Origin of the sequence: Nocardia colli (genome assembly GCF_008704205.1) — a bacterium.
Lineage (GTDB): Bacteria > Actinomycetota > Actinomycetes > Mycobacteriales > Mycobacteriaceae > Nocardia > Nocardia colli.
The window spans coordinates 100,775-119,538 of record NZ_VXLC01000014.1 but is presented as its reverse complement, the minus strand read 5'-3'; the positions used below and the strand labels follow the sequence as shown (position 1 = coordinate 119,538).

The window sequence follows — 18,764 nt, the reverse complement described above, 5'->3', positions numbered from 1 at the left end:
CTGGGTAGACGTGCGGGGCCGGGAAAACGTGAGATCCGCTGGTCATCGGCCGCCCTCCGGGCGGCGGGACAGCCCGCTGGCGCGCAGCACGCGGCGGGCGATGCCGGCCCGGATGGACTCGTCGGTGCCGATGACCCGGACGTGGCGGCGGGCGCGGGTGATCGCCGTGTAGAGCAGCTCCCTGGTCAGCAGGGTCGATTCCGGTTCGGGCAGGACCACCGAGACGGTGTCGTACTGGCTGCCCTGGCTGCGGTGGATGGTCATGGCGAACACCGTGACCACGGCCGGGAACTGGGTCGGGTGCACCAGGTACGGCTCGCTGCCGCGTTGCAGTGCGGCGCGCAGCGAACCGTCGGGCATGCGCACGACGACGCCGGTGTCGCCGTTGTAGATGCGGGCCTCGTGGTCATTGGCGGTGACCAGCAGTGGCTGGCCGGGATACCAAGGGGCGGAGTGGGATTCGGGGCCCGCTCCGCCGGCGGCGGCCCATTCGGCGGCCATCCGGTCCCAGCGTTCGACGCCGAACGGGCCCTGGCGGTGCGCGCACAGCAGGCGGTGTGATTCGAGGGCGGTGAGCGCGCCTGCGGCGTCGCCGGCGAGGGCGGCGGTGGTCACCTCGCGGGCGGCACGGACGACATCCGCACGGACACCGGCCATTTCGTCGGGGGCGCTGAGCGACAGTTCGTCGCCGCCGGCGCGGAGCAGATCCAAGGCGGTGTCGGCGTCGCCGGCGCGGACGGCGACGGCGAGGTCGGCGATCCGGCCGCCGAAGCGACGGCCGCGGGTCAGGCGAACGATGCCGCCGCGCAGGCGGGTTCGTTCCAGGGTGGTGAGGGCGGACGAGTTCTGTTCCGGCGCGGCCGATTCCGGGGAGTCGGCGCCGAGGATCTCGTCGAGCATCGGATTCGGGGTGCCCGCAACGGGTCCCGCGACGAGGTCGGCGAGCACGGCGCCCGCGTCCACCGAGGCGAGCTGGTCCGGGTCGCCGACGAGGACCAGGCGGGTGTCCGGGCGGAGTGCGGCGAACAGTCTGCTCATCATGGTCAGCGAGACCATGGAGGTTTCGTCGACCACGATCACGTCGTACGGGAGCCGGTTGAATTCGTGGTACTTGAACCGGGTGGTGCGGCCGCGCTGCCAGCCGAGCAGGCGGTGCAGGGTGGCGGCGGTGAGGTCGGGCAGGCCGAGTTCTCCGGCCTGTTCGCGCACGGCCTCTTGAAGTCGCGCGGCGGCCTTGCCGGTCGGCGCGGCCAGTGCGATCCGCAGTGCGGGCAGTTTGGGATTGGCTTTGCGGTGCGCGTCGAGCAGGCCGATGATGCGCGCGATGGTGTGCGTCTTGCCGGTGCCGGGGCCGCCCGCGACGACCGTGGTCCAGTGCGTCGCGGCGAGTGCGGCGGCGAGGCGCTGGCGGTCGGGGACGCCGCCGACCGGCGTGTCGAACAGCCGATCCAGTTCGCGGCGAATGATATTCGGGTCGACCACCGGGTGGTGACCGGAGCGCTCGGTGAGTACGCGGCGGACCGTCTGCTCCTGCTGGTAGTACCGATCCAGGTAGAGCAGCGGGCCGGAGTCCTCGCGGCTGCGCGATTCCACCAGCCGCAACGGTTGCAGCGGACCCGCGGGCCCACCGGTCACCAGCGGACTGACCCGCAGCGCGGCCACCACCGCCTCGATGTCGGGCCACGGCAGCGTCGCCGGATCGATGCGCTCCCCCGTATCCCAGGTCTCATCCGCGTCGATACCGATCTCCCGCATCCGATGCAGTTCCAAGCACACCGACCCCGACCGCACCGCCCGCACCGCAAGCGCCGCCGCAAACAAAACCGCCTCGGCATCCTCCCGCCCCAACCGCCCCAACCGAACCGCCACATGCACGTCCGCCGCAGACAACACCCCCGCCTCATTGAACGTCCGCAACAACCCGGTCCCCCGCTGCGCCAACTGAATCGACGTCACAAGACCACCCCGCCGCACCACTCTTGATTTCCCGCACCGAAATTCGCATGCAATTCTCGGTGCGAGAAATCAGAACCCGTGCGGCTACACGATCCGTCGGCGCGACCGAGCAACGGTGTGCGGGTGTTTGGGGGGAGGGGGGTCATCGGGGGGACTCTCCGGCGAGGAGGCGGGATATGGCGAGGATGAGGGGGGCTGGGGGGTGCCAGTCGAAGACGCCGTGGGCGGTGGGGGTTTCGGGGCCGATCATGCCGCGGACGAAGAGGTAGCGGGCGCCGCCCAAGTGGTGGGCGGGGTCGTAGGCGGGTAGGCGCCAGCGGAGGTAGCGGTGCAGGGCTACCGCGTAGAGGAGGGCCTGGAGGGGGTAGTGGGAGCGGATCATTTCGGCGGCCATGCGGGGGCGGGTGTAGTGGGCGACGGTGAGGTCGCCGGTGCCGAGGCGGTTGGTTTTGTAGTCGACGATCACGAAACGGGTGTCCGTGCCGTCGGTTACGCGCAGGACGGCGTCGATGCTGCCGGTGAGGTAGCCGCGCAGCGGGATGTCGTCGAGGGTGGCCAGGTGGTCGGCGTAGACGAAAAGGTCATCGTCGGGCGACAAATGGGTGCGCAGCAGGTCGGCGATCTGGCGCAGGGTCGCGGTTTCGGCGCTCGGGGTGTCGCCGCCGGCCAGGGGAAGCTCGAATTCCAGCTCGTTCAAGCGATCTCGGGTCGAGATGTCGGCGAGCGAGCCGATGCCGAGCGGAGTACGCAGCGAAGCGAGGACGGCGGTGCTGAGCACGACCGGGTCGGCCTCGGCCATGAGCTCGTCGACGGCCGCGCGGCAGCGCTTGTCCACCTCGGCGGCGAGATCCGGTGCGTCCGTATCGATCATCTCGAACACACCGTGCACGAGGGTGCCGAACTCCGCGCCGTAGGGCAGGGAGTTCATCAGCGAGGCCGGGCCCGCGAAAACCTCTTCGACCTCGGCGACGACCGGGGTGCTCGGCTCGTCGGCGGGGCCACGGTTGTCCTCGGGTTCGATCTCCAGCTCCGGGGTGACGGGGCCGTGCGCGGAGGCGGTGAGCGCCGAATACGAAGTGCGACGCCAGTGCTGGTCCAGCTTGCGGTCGAAGTGCGCGGCGGCCAGCTCACCCGTGACGGGTTCGGTGCGCACTCGTTCGATCGCGACCTCATCGGTACCGACGACGGCGGTTACCGAGATCGCCTCCGCCGCTCCCCCGGCCCAGGCCGAAAGCAGTCCCGGCGCAACGGCATCCGCGGGCACCGAAGCGCGCGGTGGAACGGTGTCGCCGCCGTCGGGGCGGCCGAGGATCATCCGGTGCAGCGGCGAGGCCGCGGTCGTGATCGCCGGCGCCCACCAGGCGACGACCTGGCACATGGCCCGGGTCAGCGCGACGTACAGCAGGCGCAGTTCCTCACCCGCCTCTTCGGATTCGCTGCGCAGCTTGCGTTCCGCGTAACCGGACGCGTCCTGCCCACCGACATCGAGCACGCGCATGTCGTTGTCGTCGTGGAACAGCAGCGTCGCCGGATACGGGTTCTTCGCGTTGTCCCAGGCGAAAGGCAAATAGACGATGGGGAATTCGAGGCCCTTGCTGGCGTGCACGGTGGCGATCTGCACGGCCGCGGCGTCGCGGTCGAGCCTGCGGCTGCGGTCGGCGACGGTGCCCGACGCGGGATCTCGCACGCGATCGCCCAGCCAGCGGGTCAACGCGGTCAGGCCGAGCGATTCGGTGAGCGAGACTTGATCGAGCAGTTGGGCGATGTGCCGCAGGTCGGTCAGCTGGCGCTCGCCGTTCTCGACGGCGAGCAGCCGGTGCGCCAGATCCGCTTCGGCGGAGATCTTTTCGAAGACGGCAGCGAAACCGGCGCGGGCGAACAGCCTCGCCGCATCGCGGAGTTGCGCGCTGACCCGGCCGACCAGATCCGCTCCGCCACTGTCGATCTCGGCGGCGGTGACGCCGATCAGCGGCGTGCAGGCGGCCAACCGGACTCGGTCGCCGCGGTGCGGCTGCTCCAGTGCGCGCAGCAGCCAGAGCCAGTCGGTGGCGCTGCTGGTCGCGAACACACTGGTGCCGCCAGCGAGCACCGAGGCGACGCCGACCCGATCCAAAGCCGCTCGTACGACATCGATTTGGGATCGCGTACGCACCAGGACAGCGATGTCGCCGGGGCTGATCGGCCTGCGCGCGACAGCTGAAGACTCGCCATCACTCCGACGTCCGGCCGTGCCTGACGAACTGGTCCCCGCGCTGGATCGATCGGTGCCGAGACTCGATTCCTGCGCCCCACGCAGTTCCATGGCCGGCTCGATGATCACCTCACCGAACGCCGGTCCGGCAGTTCGCCCGGAAGATGGTTGACCAGTATGGTTCGGTCGCGCAGTGGTGGCCAGCGAGACATCGGACTCGAGCAACCGGACGATGTCTGCGGCAAGGTCATCGGCGACTTTCGCGCGCATCCGACCGACCGCGGGGAACCCTGATTTGTTCAAAGGCCCTGCGCCGGTACGGGTCAGGCACCGCATCCGCAGCGGCGTGATCAGCTCGTCCGGCCCGGACAGGCGCGACCAGGAACGGGTGGCGTTCACCGGGTAAACGGTGATCTCCTTGTGCCCCAACGCCGCACCGCCTTGCAGATGGTCCAGCGCGGCGAGCAGACCGGCGTCGCTGCGCCAGTTGGTGGTGAGTTCCTTGCGGGTGTCGGCGTGCGCGACCGCGTCCAGGTAGCTGAGCACCTCCGCGCCGCGGAACGCGTAGATGGCCTGTTTCGGGTCGCCGACCAGCACCAGCGTGGTGTGGCCGTGGAAGGCGCGGCGCAGGATGTCCCATTGCAACGGGTCGGTGTCCTGGAATTCGTCGACCAACGCGACGCGGTAGCGCTCGCGGATGCGGCGGCAGGCGCGCGGGCCGTGCTCGTCGTCGGCCAGCACGTCGTGCAGCAGGACGAGCAGGTCGTCGAAGTCGCGCAGTCCGGCCAGGCGTTTGCGGCGTTCGGTTTCCGCGCGCACCGCGGTCGCGAAGGCGACCCGTTCGCCCGCGGCGGAGTCGCCCTTCGGCATCAGCACCGCGTGCCGGTCGCGCACGGCGGCCAGCGCCAGGGTGTGCGCCTCCTTGACCGAGAACGGCGGTTCGGTACGGGCGTACCGGTTCAGGTAGAGGTCGTCGGCGACCGTGCCGATCAGCTCGTCGACCGTCTCGACCAGGCGCGAACCGGGGTCGTGCTCGCCGGCCAGGCCGAGTTCGTCCAGCATTCGCTGGCAGAAGCTGTGCGTGGTCGCGATGGTGCCCGCGTCGAAATCCGAGAGAGCCGCGAGCAATCGGGCCCGGCGGCGTCGCACCTCGTCCGGATCCGCCTGAGCCAGATGCCGGATCAGTTCGTCGGCGTGCGCGCGAGCCAGATCAGGATCCGCCAGCCCCGCGGCGACCACCACGAACCGATCCCGGGTGCGCTCACGCAATTCCTGGGTGGCTGCCCGGCTGAACGTCACCAGCAGCAACTGCGAGACATCGATCCCGGCCTCGGCCACATACCGCACCGCCAACCCGACGATCGCATGCGTCTTGCCGGTCCCCGCGCTCGCCTCCAGCACGGTCGTCCCCGTGGGCAGCGGACCATACGGCTCGAACCTGTCGGGCGCCTCCATCTCGGGCACCACGAACGAGGTGTCTTGCACGGTCACGCGAACACCCGCCTTTCGACCCGCCGAAAGTGCCATTCTGCCGGTCCGCCGCATCCCGTTGCGCCACCGACACGCGTGACGATCACCGCACCCGCCGCCGACCTACGCCAGGCCGGCCCATATTCGCCACCCCGCAACCCGTCCGCCACCACTCCGATCTCCGGCCGGCCATCCCGAATCCGCGCAGATCGACCGGTCTCCATCGCAATTCGCGACGCTGCACCCACGCGATCACCGCGCTTCGATGCCGCGCTGGTACCGCCGGTCGACACCGGGCACGCTTCGTCACCACGGCTCACGGTTGGCCCTGGCTTTCGGCGCTCAGCAGGGGTGCCCACATGCGTCGGGCGAGGGCGCCGAAGCGGGTCGTCTCCCCTGGCTCGCCGGGTGGGGCGGGGGTTTCCATGAGGTGTTCGAGGCGGGGGGCCGGGCCCCAGACGTAGCGGAGGTGGCGGTCGGTGTGGTCGCCGAAGGGGCCGGGGCCGTTGGGGCCGCCGTTGAACTCGCGTTCGGCGGCGACGATGGCTTCGTCGACAGTGGCGCCGCGGAAGCGGCGTTCGGCGTAGGCGGCAGTCGCGCCGGGGGTGATCGGGAGGGGTTCGGTGAGTCCGGCGTCGCGGAGGGCGACTAGTTCGCGCAGGATGCCGCGGGCGGCGGGCATTTCCGGGGCGGTGATCTCCGAACGCCATGCGGGGCGGCCGAATTGGCCGCGGCCGGTGGTGACGGCGCGCCAGGAGCGGTCCTCGGTGACCGCGAGGGCCAGCAGCGAGACCCAGGCGGCGATCCGGTGTTTCGGGGCGAGCCGGGAGAACGTGGTGCGGACCAGGGTCTCGCCGCGCACCTCGGGGACGGTGCCGGTGAGCCTGCGCCCGTTGCCGAGATCGACCGCGATGTCGACGGCGCGCGGGCTGCCGTCGTAGTCGCCCTGCGACGCGCGGACCAGCTTGTCCACCGTGTGCTCCACCTCGTCGAGCACCGCCGCGCCGAAACCGAAGGGCGGCAACGTGCCTCGCCGCCACTCGGCGGCGCGCAGTCCGGCCGCGTCCGCACCGGTCAGGCGGGCGGCCAGCAGGCGTTCGCCCAGTTCCCATTTCGCCAGGCCGTCGAGTTCGATGGGCAGCCGGTCGGCGATGTCCTCTTCGTGTTCGGGAACGCGCAGGCCGAGCCGCTGCCACAGGAACGCGCGGATCGGGTGTTCGACGAACGAAATCAGGTCGGCCAGTGCGACATCCGCGAGTTCCGGCGTCGGCAACGGCTCCGGCAGGAACGGTGGGCGTGGCACCGAGGGCTGCCCGGCGGACTGCGCGCCGGCCAGCGCGACGGTGTCGAAGCTGAACGGATGTTCGGCGCGGAAGTTACGACGATCGAAGGCCTGCAACGGATGTCGGGTCACCACCGCGTCCATGCCATCCGCGCCGACCTGAGCGCGCAGCACATCGAGCAGTTCGGCAACCGGGATGGCGGGCGGCCGATGCGCGCCGGTGACCGGGTCGGCACCGGTGTGCAACACCAGCAGCTTGTCCTGGGCCGACAGGATCGCGTCGAGCAGCAGCTGCCGATCCTCGCTACGCGGATCCCGTTCGCCCAGTAGCGGATTGCGGGCGAGCACATCGTCGCCGTCCACCCCGCTGGTGCGCGGGAACACATCGTCATCGAGCCCGAGCAGCACCACCACGCGATGCGGCACCGACCGCATCGGCACCAGCGTGCACACGGTCAACTCGCCGGTGCGGAAGTTGGCCCGGGTCGGCCGGGCGGCCAGCCGGGAGTGCAGCAGCACCCCGACGTCGGCCAGCCGCAGCGACACATCGCCGGCGTGCTCGGTGGCTGCGGCCAGTTCCTGCCGGGCCTCGGTGCGCACCCAGGACTGCGAATCCGGCACGTCCGTCAGCAGATCCAGCGCGCGGCCGAGCACCGCCGCCCACTCGTGCGCGGGACGCGGGCCGCGCAGGTCACGCAGGCAGACGGCGAGCCGGTCGATGAATTCGGCGAACCGACCGGCCAGATCGACATCGTTGCTGTCCACGTCATCCAGGGGCAGCGCGAGATCGAGCCAGTCCTCAGAGGTTTCGCCCGCGGTGACGCCGAGCAGGATGCGGTCCACCGCGGCGTTCAGCGTGTTCTGCGCGAAGTCGGCCAGCCCGAACGCCTGCCGCTGCCGCTGCCCGATCCCCCAGCGCGCGCCGGACTCGGCGGCCCACTCGCGCAGCCGCTCGATATCGTCGTCGTCGAATCCGCAACGCCGCCGGACCGTTTCGGCCGCGGCCAGATCGAGCACCTGCGTGACGGTGACCCGGCCGTCGGCCAGCTCGAGCAGCACTCCGATCACCGCGAGCAGCGGATTGGTGATGCCCCGGCCCCGATCCGCGAGCCGAACCCGCAGGCGATGCGCCGGGTGCCCCGAATCCGGCGCCTGCTCAACCGATCCCGGCGCCCGCTGCCCGAACGCCGCGCGCACCAGCGGCGCGAACGCCTCCACCTCGGGGCACATGACCAGCACGTCGCGCGGTTCCAGGGTCTCGTCCGCGGCGAACAGTCCGAGTAGGCATTCGCGCAGCACCTCGACCTGTCGCGCGGGTCCGTGACAGGCGTGCACCTGCACGGTCCCGTCACCGGCCCGCACCGCGGCCGGCGGCCATCGATCGTCGCGGATACCCGCCTGCACCGCCGCGAGCAGCGTCACCTCGGACGTATCACTATCCGCCACAAGATCATCCGAGATCGGATAGTGGGTATCGGAGCCCACGGACTCCGCCAACCGCTGCTGCAATTCGCGAACATCCCGCGCCAGACCCGCCAGCAGCGGATGACTCACCGCGCTCCCGCTGAGATCGGCCACCCGCGACCGCGCCGCCGGACTCCCGGCCAGCTCGGTCCACATCACCGGACTCGGGTGCGGCAGCCACAGATGGATCTCCCGCGTCTGCGCCAGCGCGGACAACACCGCGAGCTGATCGGTGGACATCCGCGTCGCGCCGAACAACGAAAACCGCTCCGGAAATGGAACAAGTTCAGCGTCCGCCCGGAGTCGCGCGCACGCCGGCTCGAGTCGCTCCGCCGGACTCGGCGCACCGACCTCGGCGCGCAGCCGCCGCCACAGTTCGGGCTGCCACAGCAGATCGCCGGGCACCGGATTTCCCGCGCCGTCGGTGTCGGAACCCGCGGCCCACTCCAGGATCAGCCGGGGCCGCTGCGCCGCGTAATTGTCGAACAGCGCGGCCACATGCGCGGCCGTGGCGTAGCGGCGGCCGATCCGATGGTCGTGTCCGGCCGGGTCGTTCGCGCCCAGATGCCGGGCGAGCACCGCGCACCATGGCTCGCCGAGCGAGGCATCGATCACCCGCAGCAACGTCCACACGACCCGCTCGCCGGCCCATGGATCATCCTCCGGCCGAACCCCGCTCGCCGCCGCCAAAGCGGTCGTGACCAGCGCGGACGGCGACGGGAACTGGATGTTCGCCGCGACACCGTCGGTCGAGGCCGCATCGAAGGACGCCGAGAACGCCACCGCCCCGGACACTCCGAGCACCGACGACAACCGCTGCGTCAGCCACCGCTCGACCCCCTTGGCCGGCACCGCGACCACCTCCGTGGCGAACGGGTCGGGCAGCGGCGTGGCCAGCAGCTCGGCGAGTCCGTCGGCCAGGACATCGGCGCGTTCGGCACGGTGGATGTGCAGCGGCATCTGCGCCTCTCGGTCGGTGGAGTAGTCGGACGGGCGCCGGGACTCGCGACTGATCGGTGATCGCGCACGCGCGGCGAATCGCCTCCGGGCTTCGTGCACGTTTATACGCCCAGTGACTCCGAGGCAACTTTGCCACCCCGAAGCAGTTCCGAACGGACCTCTTCGCGTTACCTGTGTGACTGGAGTGAAATGAACCACACAAGAACACATTCCTACGCCGTGTCCGCTCGGATCCGCGCGCCCGATGTGCAACAGTGCTGAACCGGGGAGGACGAGAGAGCTGCACCGAAAGGCTGGTTCGCGTTCATGATTGCGATGGTGATTCCCCTGGTTCCACGAGGCGGGTTCACAGTCCGCCGCGTAGGAGATCGTTGGGAGCTCGTCAACTCGCGAGGCTACGGCCGTACGGTCGTCCTACATTCGTGGCCGCGCGACCAGCACACCGAGGCGTTCGAGCACTGCTACCGCCTCAATGGACGCACTGTAGAGGAACTGAAGGCCGCGTTCCGCTGAACTGTGCGTGGTGGCTGAAACCCGCTGGGGCGCAAGTACGCAACATCGCTTAGCACACGCCGGTCCCGAGCTCAAGACGTGCGTCTGGCTCGCCGATGTGCGATCGTGTTGCCTCGTGCGTCAACCCTCGCCCGCCACCCGTTCCGTTCCCCGCGTGGCCGCATCCGCCTGTGTCCTCGCCGCTGCGGCGATCCTCATCCCCAGCGCGCCAACTCTGCTGCCCAGTGCCGCCGCGGTACCCATCGCGCATACCCAAGGGTGCATGGCCGGTTTCGACTGCGATATGAGCAGCCGGATCGCCGCGGTGGACAAGTACCTGGCCGGGCGCCCCGGCGTCACCGGTTACGTTGTGCGCGACCGGGTCTCCGGCGGCGTGTACGCGAATGCCAACGCGGAGAACAAGGTCTGGACCGCGTCCACGATCAAACTCGCCATCGCCGAGGATCTGCTGAACCGGGCGCGCACCGGCCGGATCAACCTGACGCCGGAAGACCGCGGAACGATGGAGGCGATGCTCGCCACGTCCAACGACGGCGCGGCCGACATCCTCTGGACCAAGTACTCGGGCCTGGACCGGATGGCGTTCAACAACGCGTTCCGCGCCAACGGCATGGCCACCCTGGACCCGCAGCCGACCAACACCGCGCTGTACCCGGATTGGTCGTTCCAGAAGTGCACGGCCGCCGATCTGGACCGGTTGATGGACAACATCCTCAACAACATGCACCCGGACGACCGCAACTACCTGGTGGACCGCATGCGCGCGGTGGACAGCAACCAGCACTGGGGCGTGTGGGGCGCGGGTCAGGCGATGCGGCCGGGCCTGAAGAACGGCTGGTCGCAGGAGCAGGGCGGCTGGGTGGTCAACTCGGTCGGCTTCGCCGGCCCCGGCGAGCGCTACACGCTGGCCATCATGACCTCGCTCGGCGACGGCGGCGTCTTCACCGACGGCTCGGAGACCGACACCAAGGTCGCCGAGATGTTGTTCGCGGGGCGCTGAACCCGCCACGCGCACACCGGTTTACGCGGAGCGCCGACGCAACACCATCGGCGCTCCGTCCCGCGGGAACGGAATCGACGTGAACCCCCACGGCATTCGATAGGCGTCCGGAATCTGCCACGCGTACGCACGCACCAGCGCGGCGATGACCGTCTTCACCTCGAACGTGCCGAAATGCATGCCGATGCACTTGTGCGCGCCCGCACCGAAGGGCATCCAGGCCAGGCGATGCGACTTGTCTTCGCGCCGTTGCTCGTTGAATCGTTCGGGATCGAACAGCTCTGGGCGCGTCCACAATTCGGGTAGCAGATGGTTGACCTGATAGGCGAGATCGATCGGCGTGCCCGCCGGAATGTAGTGACCGGCGATCTCGGTGTCGCGCACCGCACGACGGGACAGCCCGGGCACCGGCGGCATCAGCCGCAGGCTCTCCTTGATTACCAGATCCAGATCGCGCAGACCCTCCAGATCGGTGATAGTCGGTGCCGCGCCGCCCTTTTCGCCGTCGAGCGCGAGCACCTCTGCGCGCACCCGCTCCTGCCATTCGGGGTGCTTGCCGAGGTAGTAGGCGACGGCGGTGGCGGTGGTCGTCGTGGTGTCGTGCGCGGCCATGATCAGGAAGATCATGTGGTTCACCACATCCGCGTCGCCGAACACCCCGCCGTCCTCGCTGCGCGCGTGACACAGGCCGGAGAAGAAGTCCGGTGACTCGGTGCGCCGCTTCTCCGGCAGCATCCCGGTGAAGTAGTCCTGCAACACTTTTCGGCCGCGCAGGCCCGATCGCCAGTGGCCGCCGGGGACCGAATGCCGGATGATCGCCAGGCCCGCGTGCGTGCAATCGATGAACGCGTCGATCAGCTGGCGGCGTCGCGCGCCGACATCGACGCCCATGAACGTCTCGCCCGCGATGTCCAGGGTCAGTTCCTTGAGCGTCGGATACAGCTGGACCGTCCGTTCGGCGTTGCCGCCCTGCGGAATCCAGCGATCGATGCTCGTGCGCACGACCGGGGTCAGCGCGGCGAGGTGGGCTTCGAGCCGGTCCCGGGTGAAGGCCTGCTGCATGATCCGGCGATGGAATTTGTGCTCCTCGAATTCGAGCAGCAGCAGTCCGCGCCGGAAGAACGGGCCGATGAAGTAGTCCCAGCCCTGGCCGAAGTCGCGGCGACGGCGGCCGAGCACCTCGTCGAGCGCCTCGGGCCCGGCGACCAGCACTCGGTCGATGCCGAGCGAGGTGTTCAAGGAGACCGGTCCGTACTTGCGGTAGCGGCCGACCATCTCGGCCGGGCCCCAGCGCATGTATTGGAGCACTCGTCCGAGGTAGGGCAGCCCGGCGTCGCCGTGCACCGCGGTGGTCTCGCTGCCCTGCGGCGGGGTCGCGAGGACCTGGTGCCGCTCGGGGATCAGATCCAGCGCCCGGTCCAGTAGATGGTCGTGCGGGATGTCGATCAGCGCGGAGTTCTCGGAGCGGGGTAAGTCTTCGGATTTCCCGCGCACGCTGGGCTTTCGGCCGACTGCACGGTCCCCGGCGACCATCGCGAACCTCCCTGAACGAGGGTATTCATCGTATTCTCTTTCGCCGTTTGCTTAGGCCGGTTCGCCGCAACCAACTCGGGCAAATACAGCGCAACTTAGAGCGCTTGCGAGCACGAATGTGCGAGGCCGCACACCGGGAACAGGGATGTCGTCGCGACGGCCGGGATGGAGCCGACTACGGTTGGGATCTGACAACAACCGTTCGCGGGGGACAAACCCCCAGGTCTGTCGAGGAGTCAGCAACCATGAGCACAGCATCGCGCAGCGATTCGGTGGGGGGCGGTGGCAGGGCGGGTCGTCACCAGGTGGTGGTGATCGGCTCCGGCTTCGGCGGCCTGTTCGGCACCAAGCACCTCAAGCGCGCGGACGTGGACGTCACGTTGATCTCCAAAACCACGTCGCACCTGTTCCAGCCGCTGCTCTACCAGGTGGCCACCGGCATCCTCTCGGTCGGCGAGATCGCGCCCGCGACCCGGCTGGTGTTGCGCAAGCAGAAGAACGCGCAGGTGCTGCTCGGCGATGTCATCGACATCGACCTCCAGGCGAAGACGGTCACCTCGCGGCTGCTCAACTCGAACACGGTCACCCCGTTCGACAGCCTGATCGTGGCCACCGGCGCGCAGCAGTCGTACTTCGGCAACAACCAGTTCGCCACCTACGCCCCCGGCATGAAGACCATCGACGACGCGCTGGAGCTACGCGGCCGCATTCTCGGCTCGTTCGAGGGTGCGGAGCTGGCCACCAGCCAGGAGATGCGGGACCGGCTGCTCACCTTCGTGGTGGTCGGCGCCGGGCCCACCGGAGTCGAATTGGCCGGGCAGATCGCCGAACTCGCCGATCGCACGCTCGAAGGCACGTTCCACAACATCGATCCGCGCGACGCCCGCGTGGTGCTGCTCGAAGGGGCCGGCGCCGTGCTCGGGCCGATGGGGCCGAAGCTCGGGCTCAAGGCCAAGAAGCGGCTGGAGAAGATGGGCGTCGAGATCCAGCTCAACGCCATGGTCACCGACATCGACGCGCTCGGCGTGACGGTGAAGGACTCCGACGGCACCATCCGCCGCATCGAATCCTCCTGCAAGGTCTGGTCAGCCGGTGTGCAGGCCAGCCCGCTGGGCAAGATGCTGGCCGAGCGCTCCGACGGCACCGAGGTGGACCGGGCCGGGCGGGTCATCGTCGAGCCGGACCTGACCATCAAGGGACACCCGAACGTCTTCGTCGTCGGCGACCTGATGTCCGTGCCGGACGTGCCGGGCCAGGCGCAGGGCGCGATCCAGGGCGCCACCTACGCGGCCAAGGCGATCAAGGCGGGGCTGAACGGTCAAGCGCCGCAAGACCGTAAGCCGTTCAAGTACTTCAACAAGGGCAGCATGGCGACCGTGTCCCGGTTCAACGCCGTGTGCCAGGTCGGCAAGCTGGAGTTCAGCGGGTTCATCGCCTGGCTCGCGTGGCTGGCCCTGCATCTGTACTACCTGATCGGTTACCGCAGCCGGATCGTCACGGTGATTCAGTGGTTCGTCACGTTCCTCGGGCGGAGTCGCGGGCAGATGGCCGCGACCGAGCAGTGGGTGTTCGCCCGGCTCGCGCTCGAGCAGGTCAATTCCGACGAGGAAGAAGCCGACGAGCTCGCGGCCGCGCTGGGTGCGCCGCCGGCGGAGAAGGGCAAGTTGGCCGAGAAGGCCAAGGCGGCCGTCGAGGGCCGCGTGGGCTGATCACCGCAACTCGCGCCGGCCCGAAGGCGACCTTCAGCTGTTGAGACAGCGTGAAGGTCGCCTTCGGTCGTTTCGGGATGTGTTCCGGGATGTCCGGAAGGTCGTTTATGGCGGCGTTCGCAACTCGGCGTAGCTATTTACCGGCAATGCCGAGGCCGGCAAGTCGGCCGAAAAAGAACCCATCCAGTCGCCGAGCAGATCCGAATGTCGGACGTCGAAAGTGACATCTCTTCTGACCTGACGAAAGGCGATCTACCTATGGGCACAGGCAAGCACAGAGCCCCCAACCCGCAGCGGCAAAAGGTGGGCTCGATGGTCGCGGCAGGTGCGGTACCGCTGGTCCTCGCACTGGTCGGCACCGGCACCGCCAATGCCGAGCCTGCACAACCCAACGTGACGGCACAGCCCGACCATCCGGCGCAGTGGCCCGCGGCCGAGCCGCCGAACGCGATGCCGTACGAGGGCTTGAACATCCCGGACAACACCAAGAGCTCCCTGCAGTGGTCGCGGCCGCTGCCGGAGAAGAAGTACCTCGCGCCGGTCGGCGTGCTGCACGCGCCCGTTCCGGTGGCTCCCGTGCCGCCGATCGCGCCGCCGCCGGGCAAGTTCCGCTTCGGTGACGTGCAGGTCGATGCGCCGGACTTCATCGACTCCGAGCAGGCCATCCAGATCAACGACAACTCGGCGCTGGTCGAGGCCAACCTGGCCACCTTCTTCGACTCGGTCGGCATGGAACGCAGCCGGTCCGACCGGATGGCCGGGCAGATCGTCGGCACCGCCGCCATGGGCGCCGTCGCCGGTGCGGCCTCGGGTGCGCCGATCGCGGCGACCTCCGCGCTCGTCGGCGGGGCGATCGGGCTGGTCGTCGGCCTGCCGTTCGTGCCGGTCGGCATCGTGGCCGGGCCGATGCTCGGTGCGTCCGTCGGCGCGGCCGTGATCACCGTTCCCGCGGCTGCGGTGGGTGCCGCGGCCGGTGCGGCCGTCGGCGCGGTCAACGCGTTCAACGCGCCCTCGCGAGTCGTGGGCGACTGACAATAGGTGCGGTTAGAACCGAACAAGGGTGGGAGCTCGACGACGCTGTCGAGTTCCCACCCTTTCTCGTTTCTCCCCTTCTGGGCGGGATACACCTCGAGGTGACGGCAGACACCCACGCGCGTTTCTGATTCGGCGAGTCGTTTTCGGCGAGTCGTCGTACTGTCAAGATCAGCGCAACACGGCAGCAATTGTCGAGAGGGGATGCGATGGACGCCGCTGGCTGGGTGGTTGTGGTGCTGTCCCTCGCGCCGTTCTTCGCGGCGTTCGGCTTGATGGTCGCGCGGTACGTGCGCATCCGCCGCTACGGGCGGCACGGTGGTGAGTACAACGACCCGTTCGCCAAGGCGGGGCGCGGTGGTGTCCCGCCCGGCACGGTCTTCCAGCAAGATTTCGGCGGGGGCGGGACATCCCAGTCATGGGAGGCGCCGGGCGAGCCGAAGCTGCCCCGCCGTTCAACGAGTGACGAAGACTGAGCTCGATCTGATGCGCTGGGCCGACCGCGCCGCCAGCATAAACAGCCGCACACCAACTGATTTGCCGCACACCGACTCGCCGCGCGGACACCCGTGCGGATGTCAAATGGTGTGCGGCTTTCGGTGATTGGGCCGCCGCGGCAACGTATCTGGCTCCGCAGGCCGCTTCCTCGGCGGTCACGGTGTCAGGTTCAGTACCGCCGTGCCTTCGGGAAGTCCGTCGGCAACCGGCGCGGGGATTCCGGAGAGAACAGATGCGCTGATCCGCGGCGTGATCGCCGGAGCGGGCCCTGGATACGAGCGGGCTGCTGCCGATCAGCGCGCGGAGGCGAGGAGTGAGCTGGTTCGGGTGAGGAGGGTGCCGCCGGCTGCTAGTGGGAGGCGGGTTTCGGTGAGGCTTATGGTTTCGGCTGGGCGATTGTCCGGGTAGCGGAGTTCGCTTTCCAATGCGCGTGGTGCGGCGAGTTGGTCGTCGGTGGTGGTGTCTGCGCCCAGTTCCAAACGGTGTCGGAGCAAAGGTGTTTCGCCGAGGTCGGCGATCAGGTCGCCGCGCCAGCTGCCGGTTTCTTCGCCGGAACGGCCGATCTGTACGCGTTCGCGTAGGCGCAGGCGGGCGTCGGGGGCTAGCTGGACCGAGGTGATGGTGTGGTGGTGGGCGCCGCCTGCGATGATCGTCGGCTCGGGGTCGAAGTCGAGGTCTCCCCCGGTGTCGACCTGAAAATGCCAGTGCGCCAAGGATGATGGGGTCGCGGCGCTCGGCAGGGCGATGGTGGCCGCGACCGAGCGCACGACGAGGCGCGCGCCCGGGCCGACCACGATGGTGATGTCGAGTTCGTCTCCGCCGAGCGGGGTTGCGGCGGTGCCGATCAGGTGCACGGTGTGTGCCGCGGTGCGGCGGGCCGAGAGCCCGCCGCTCGCGTGGATCTCGGGCAGCGTCGTGGCGCTCGCGACGATCCGGACTTCAGTGCGCAACAGCGGATTCGGTGCCGGACCGGTCCTGCTCGGCGATGGCGCGCAGTTGCTCGCGCACCCAGGCGAGCACCTGGGTGGCGGCCGGGTCGTCGGTGAGCGAGATGAGCGCGGTCGGGCGGCCCTCGCGGACCTTCGCCGCGTCGCGTTCCATCACGCCGAGATCCGCGCCGACCAGCGGGGCCAGATCGGTCTTGTTGACCACGAGCAGGTCCGAGAAGGTCACGCCCGGACCGCCTTTGCGCGGCACCTTGTCGCCGCCGGCCACATCGACCACGAAGATCTGCACGTCGATCAGGCCGGAGGAGAACGTCGCGGTGAGGTTGTCGCCGCCGGATTCGACCAGGATCAGGTCCAGGGGCGGGTTGGCCGCGATCAGGTCATCGATGGCGTCCAGGTTCGCGGTGATGTCGTCACGGATGGCGGTGTGCGGGCAACCGCCGGTCTGCACCGCGGTGATCCGCTCGTCCGGCAGCACCGCGTGCCTGCGCAGGAAGTCGGCGTCCTCGGTGGTGTAGATGTCGTTGGTCAGCACGGCGAGCGAAAGTTCCTCGCGCAGTTGCCGGCACAGCGCGGCCACCAGCGCGGTCTTGCCGGAGCCGACCGGGCCGCCGATGCCGATGCGCAGCGCCTCACCCGGGGTGCGGTCGCGTTTCGGGCGATCGTGGGTGTGGTCGTGCGGTTCACCGTCGATCAGGTGCGGTGGCATGGTGGCGATCTCCTTCTATCGGGGACTCAGCTGGCGAACAGGGGCATGTCGCGGTGCAGGTGTCGTTCGGCGAGCGCGTCTTGCAGTGGGTCGGAGAGGCAGGCGAGGCCTTCTGCGGCGGTGGTCGCGGTGTGGTCGCAGAGGGTGGCGAGGCGGACCGTGCAGCCGGCGATGGCGGCTGGGTCGAGCGCGAGTAAACGTTGGGCGGCGGTGGCGGCGCCGGTCAGGGTCGTGTAGACGACCACGCCCGCGATCTCCTTCGGGGTGACGGCGCAGGCCGCGCCGACCAAGCCGAAGACCGTCGACAGATGCGGGCGTGGGCCGAGTGCGGACCAATCTTCTTGCGGCCACAGCTGTTTGGCCAGTCGCAGCAGGCCTCGGCCCTGGGCTCGCGAGGCGGTACGTGCGGCGGGCGACGGCGTCCGCGCATCGGCCTCCGCTTCAGCCCGCGCCGGTTCGAGCGCACCGGCGCACACCGCAGCCGCCAACGACGCTGCAACAAGCCCCGAGGTACTGATCCGGCGACGCAGATACAACTCAACCGTCGCAACATCCCGCACCACCCCGGACGCGACCGCCTCCTCAACCCCACCCGAATGCACATGCCCCCCGATCGGCAACCGCGAATCCGCCAACGCCAACAGCGTCGCCAGACTCACCGACCCAATTTCACCCACCGACGGATCCTAAGCCTGGCGTGTTGCATCGGCGTGTCCTGGTGCGCCTTCCCCCTCCCTCCACCCAGAAGCCCACCCCACCAACTCCACGCCCGAACGGGACACAGCGGAGAAGAACATCGAGAAGACGCACCATGATGTCCCGCTCAGCGCACCCCTTGCCGCCCAACGGGGCACCACCGTGGACACATCGAATGGACGAGCCAAATAGTCGCTCCGGGAATCGAGTCAAGTCTGGCGGGAGCTTGCGGGCATCAAGACCGGCGACGTAGGTCAGTCGTACGCGATCGGCCTCGGCAGCGCGATCCCGACGAAGCCGATCCTGAATCCGCAGGTGATCCGGCCGTCCAGCATCCGGTGGCACGGCAACGCGGAACATCGACGCGAGTCATATGGTCGTTGTCGAAGATCAACTAGCGACCATATGACTCGCCTCGATGAGCGCGAAGTCCGGCGCGAGCTCGCGGACACTAAAGGCGACGACGCGCGCTGGCCGTACGCGATCGGCCTCGGCAGCGCGTGCCCAGCGAAGCTGATCCTGGATCGGCTGACGATCCGGCTGTCCAGCATCTGGCGGCATGACAATGCCGGACAGCGAGGCAAGTCAAAGGGTCGTTCCGGGATCTAGGCGAGTCATATGGTCGCTGTCGAAGATCAACTGGCGACATATGACTCGCCTCGATGAGAGCTAAGCCTGGCGTGAGCTCTCCGCGCTGGAGGACGGTGATTCGGGGCAGTCGTGCGCGGTCGGCGTCAGGTGATCAGTGAAGCTGGTCCTGGATCTGCCGGCGATTCGGCCGGTCCGTATCCGGTGGTACAGCGG

The 18,764-nt window shown here is 69.1% G+C and carries 12 protein-coding genes; 5 read left to right on the top strand and 7 right to left on the bottom strand.

The window, feature by feature from the left end; all coding sequences use genetic code 11:
- Positions 1-42 precede the first annotated feature (42 nt).
- The 3 genes from recD to recC form a co-directional block, all read right to left on the bottom strand.
- Positions 43-1,956: an exodeoxyribonuclease V subunit alpha gene (gene recD, locus F3087_RS24940; protein ID WP_150404462.1), complete on the bottom strand. Its 1,914-nt coding sequence runs from the start codon at positions 1,954-1,956 to the stop codon at positions 43-45.
- Between the two features lie 142 nt (positions 1,957-2,098).
- The gene (locus F3087_RS24935; protein WP_150404834.1) at positions 2,099-5,602 is read right to left on the bottom strand and encodes a UvrD-helicase domain-containing protein; all 3,504 of its coding nucleotides are present in this window, start codon (positions 5,600-5,602) and stop codon (positions 2,099-2,101) included.
- 331 nt (positions 5,603-5,933) lie between these two features.
- Positions 5,934-9,323, bottom strand: a complete 3,390-nt coding sequence (gene recC / locus F3087_RS24930) for an exodeoxyribonuclease V subunit gamma (protein ID WP_150404461.1) — start codon at positions 9,321-9,323, stop codon at positions 5,934-5,936.
- A 667-nt stretch (positions 9,324-9,990) separates the two neighbouring features.
- Here recC and F3087_RS24920 point away from each other — a divergent pair.
- Complete coding sequence (locus F3087_RS24920) at positions 9,991-10,836, top strand: serine hydrolase (protein ID WP_150404459.1); 846 nt, start codon at positions 9,991-9,993, stop codon at positions 10,834-10,836.
- Positions 10,837-10,857: 21 nt separating this feature from the next.
- Here F3087_RS24920 and F3087_RS24915 read toward each other — a convergent pair whose 3' ends face one another.
- Positions 10,858-12,369 (bottom strand): cytochrome P450, encoded by a 1,512-nt coding sequence (locus F3087_RS24915; RefSeq protein WP_150404458.1) that lies wholly within the window; start codon positions 12,367-12,369, stop codon positions 10,858-10,860.
- A 245-nt stretch (positions 12,370-12,614) separates the two neighbouring features.
- On the opposite strand from F3087_RS24915, the gene F3087_RS24910 reads away from it, so the two are divergent.
- The 3 genes from F3087_RS24910 (at position 12,615) to F3087_RS24900 (ending at position 15,586) form a co-directional block, all read left to right on the top strand.
- On the top strand, positions 12,615-14,078 hold the full coding sequence (locus tag F3087_RS24910; RefSeq protein ID WP_150404457.1) for an NAD(P)/FAD-dependent oxidoreductase: 1,464 nt from the start codon (positions 12,615-12,617) through the stop codon (positions 14,076-14,078).
- Between the two features lie 312 nt (positions 14,079-14,390).
- Positions 14,391-15,110 carry a DUF456 domain-containing protein gene (locus F3087_RS24905; protein ID WP_150404456.1) on the top strand — a complete coding sequence of 240 codons (720 nt, stop codon included), beginning with the start codon at positions 14,391-14,393 and terminating at the stop codon, positions 15,108-15,110.
- Positions 15,111-15,319: 209 nt separating this feature from the next.
- Positions 15,320-15,586, top strand: a complete 267-nt coding sequence (locus F3087_RS24900; protein ID WP_150404455.1) for a hypothetical protein — start codon at positions 15,320-15,322, stop codon at positions 15,584-15,586.
- A 315-nt stretch (positions 15,587-15,901) separates the two neighbouring features.
- On the opposite strand, the gene F3087_RS24895 is transcribed toward F3087_RS24900, so the two are convergent.
- Genes F3087_RS24895 through F3087_RS24885 form a run of 3 tightly spaced genes read right to left on the bottom strand, consistent with a single transcriptional unit; the run spans position 15,902 to position 17,923 of the window.
- A complete protein-coding gene (locus F3087_RS24895) occupies positions 15,902-16,558 on the bottom strand; it encodes an urease accessory protein UreD (RefSeq protein ID WP_150404454.1) in 657 nt (218 codons plus the stop codon).
- Entirely contained in the window at positions 16,548-17,264 is a 717-nt protein-coding gene (gene ureG, locus F3087_RS24890) for an urease accessory protein UreG (RefSeq protein ID WP_150404453.1), read from the bottom strand. The genes F3087_RS24895 and ureG overlap by 11 nt, the downstream gene beginning before the upstream one ends.
- A gap of 26 nt (positions 17,265-17,290) precedes the next feature.
- A complete protein-coding gene (locus F3087_RS24885) occupies positions 17,291-17,923 on the bottom strand; it encodes an urease accessory protein UreF (protein WP_191094155.1) in 633 nt (210 codons plus the stop codon).
- Between the two features lie 442 nt (positions 17,924-18,365).
- On the opposite strand from F3087_RS24885, the gene F3087_RS24880 reads away from it, so the two are divergent.
- Complete coding sequence (locus F3087_RS24880; RefSeq protein ID WP_150404451.1) at positions 18,366-18,569, top strand: hypothetical protein; 204 nt, start codon at positions 18,366-18,368, stop codon at positions 18,567-18,569.
- The last annotated feature ends 195 nt before the right edge of the window (positions 18,570-18,764 follow it).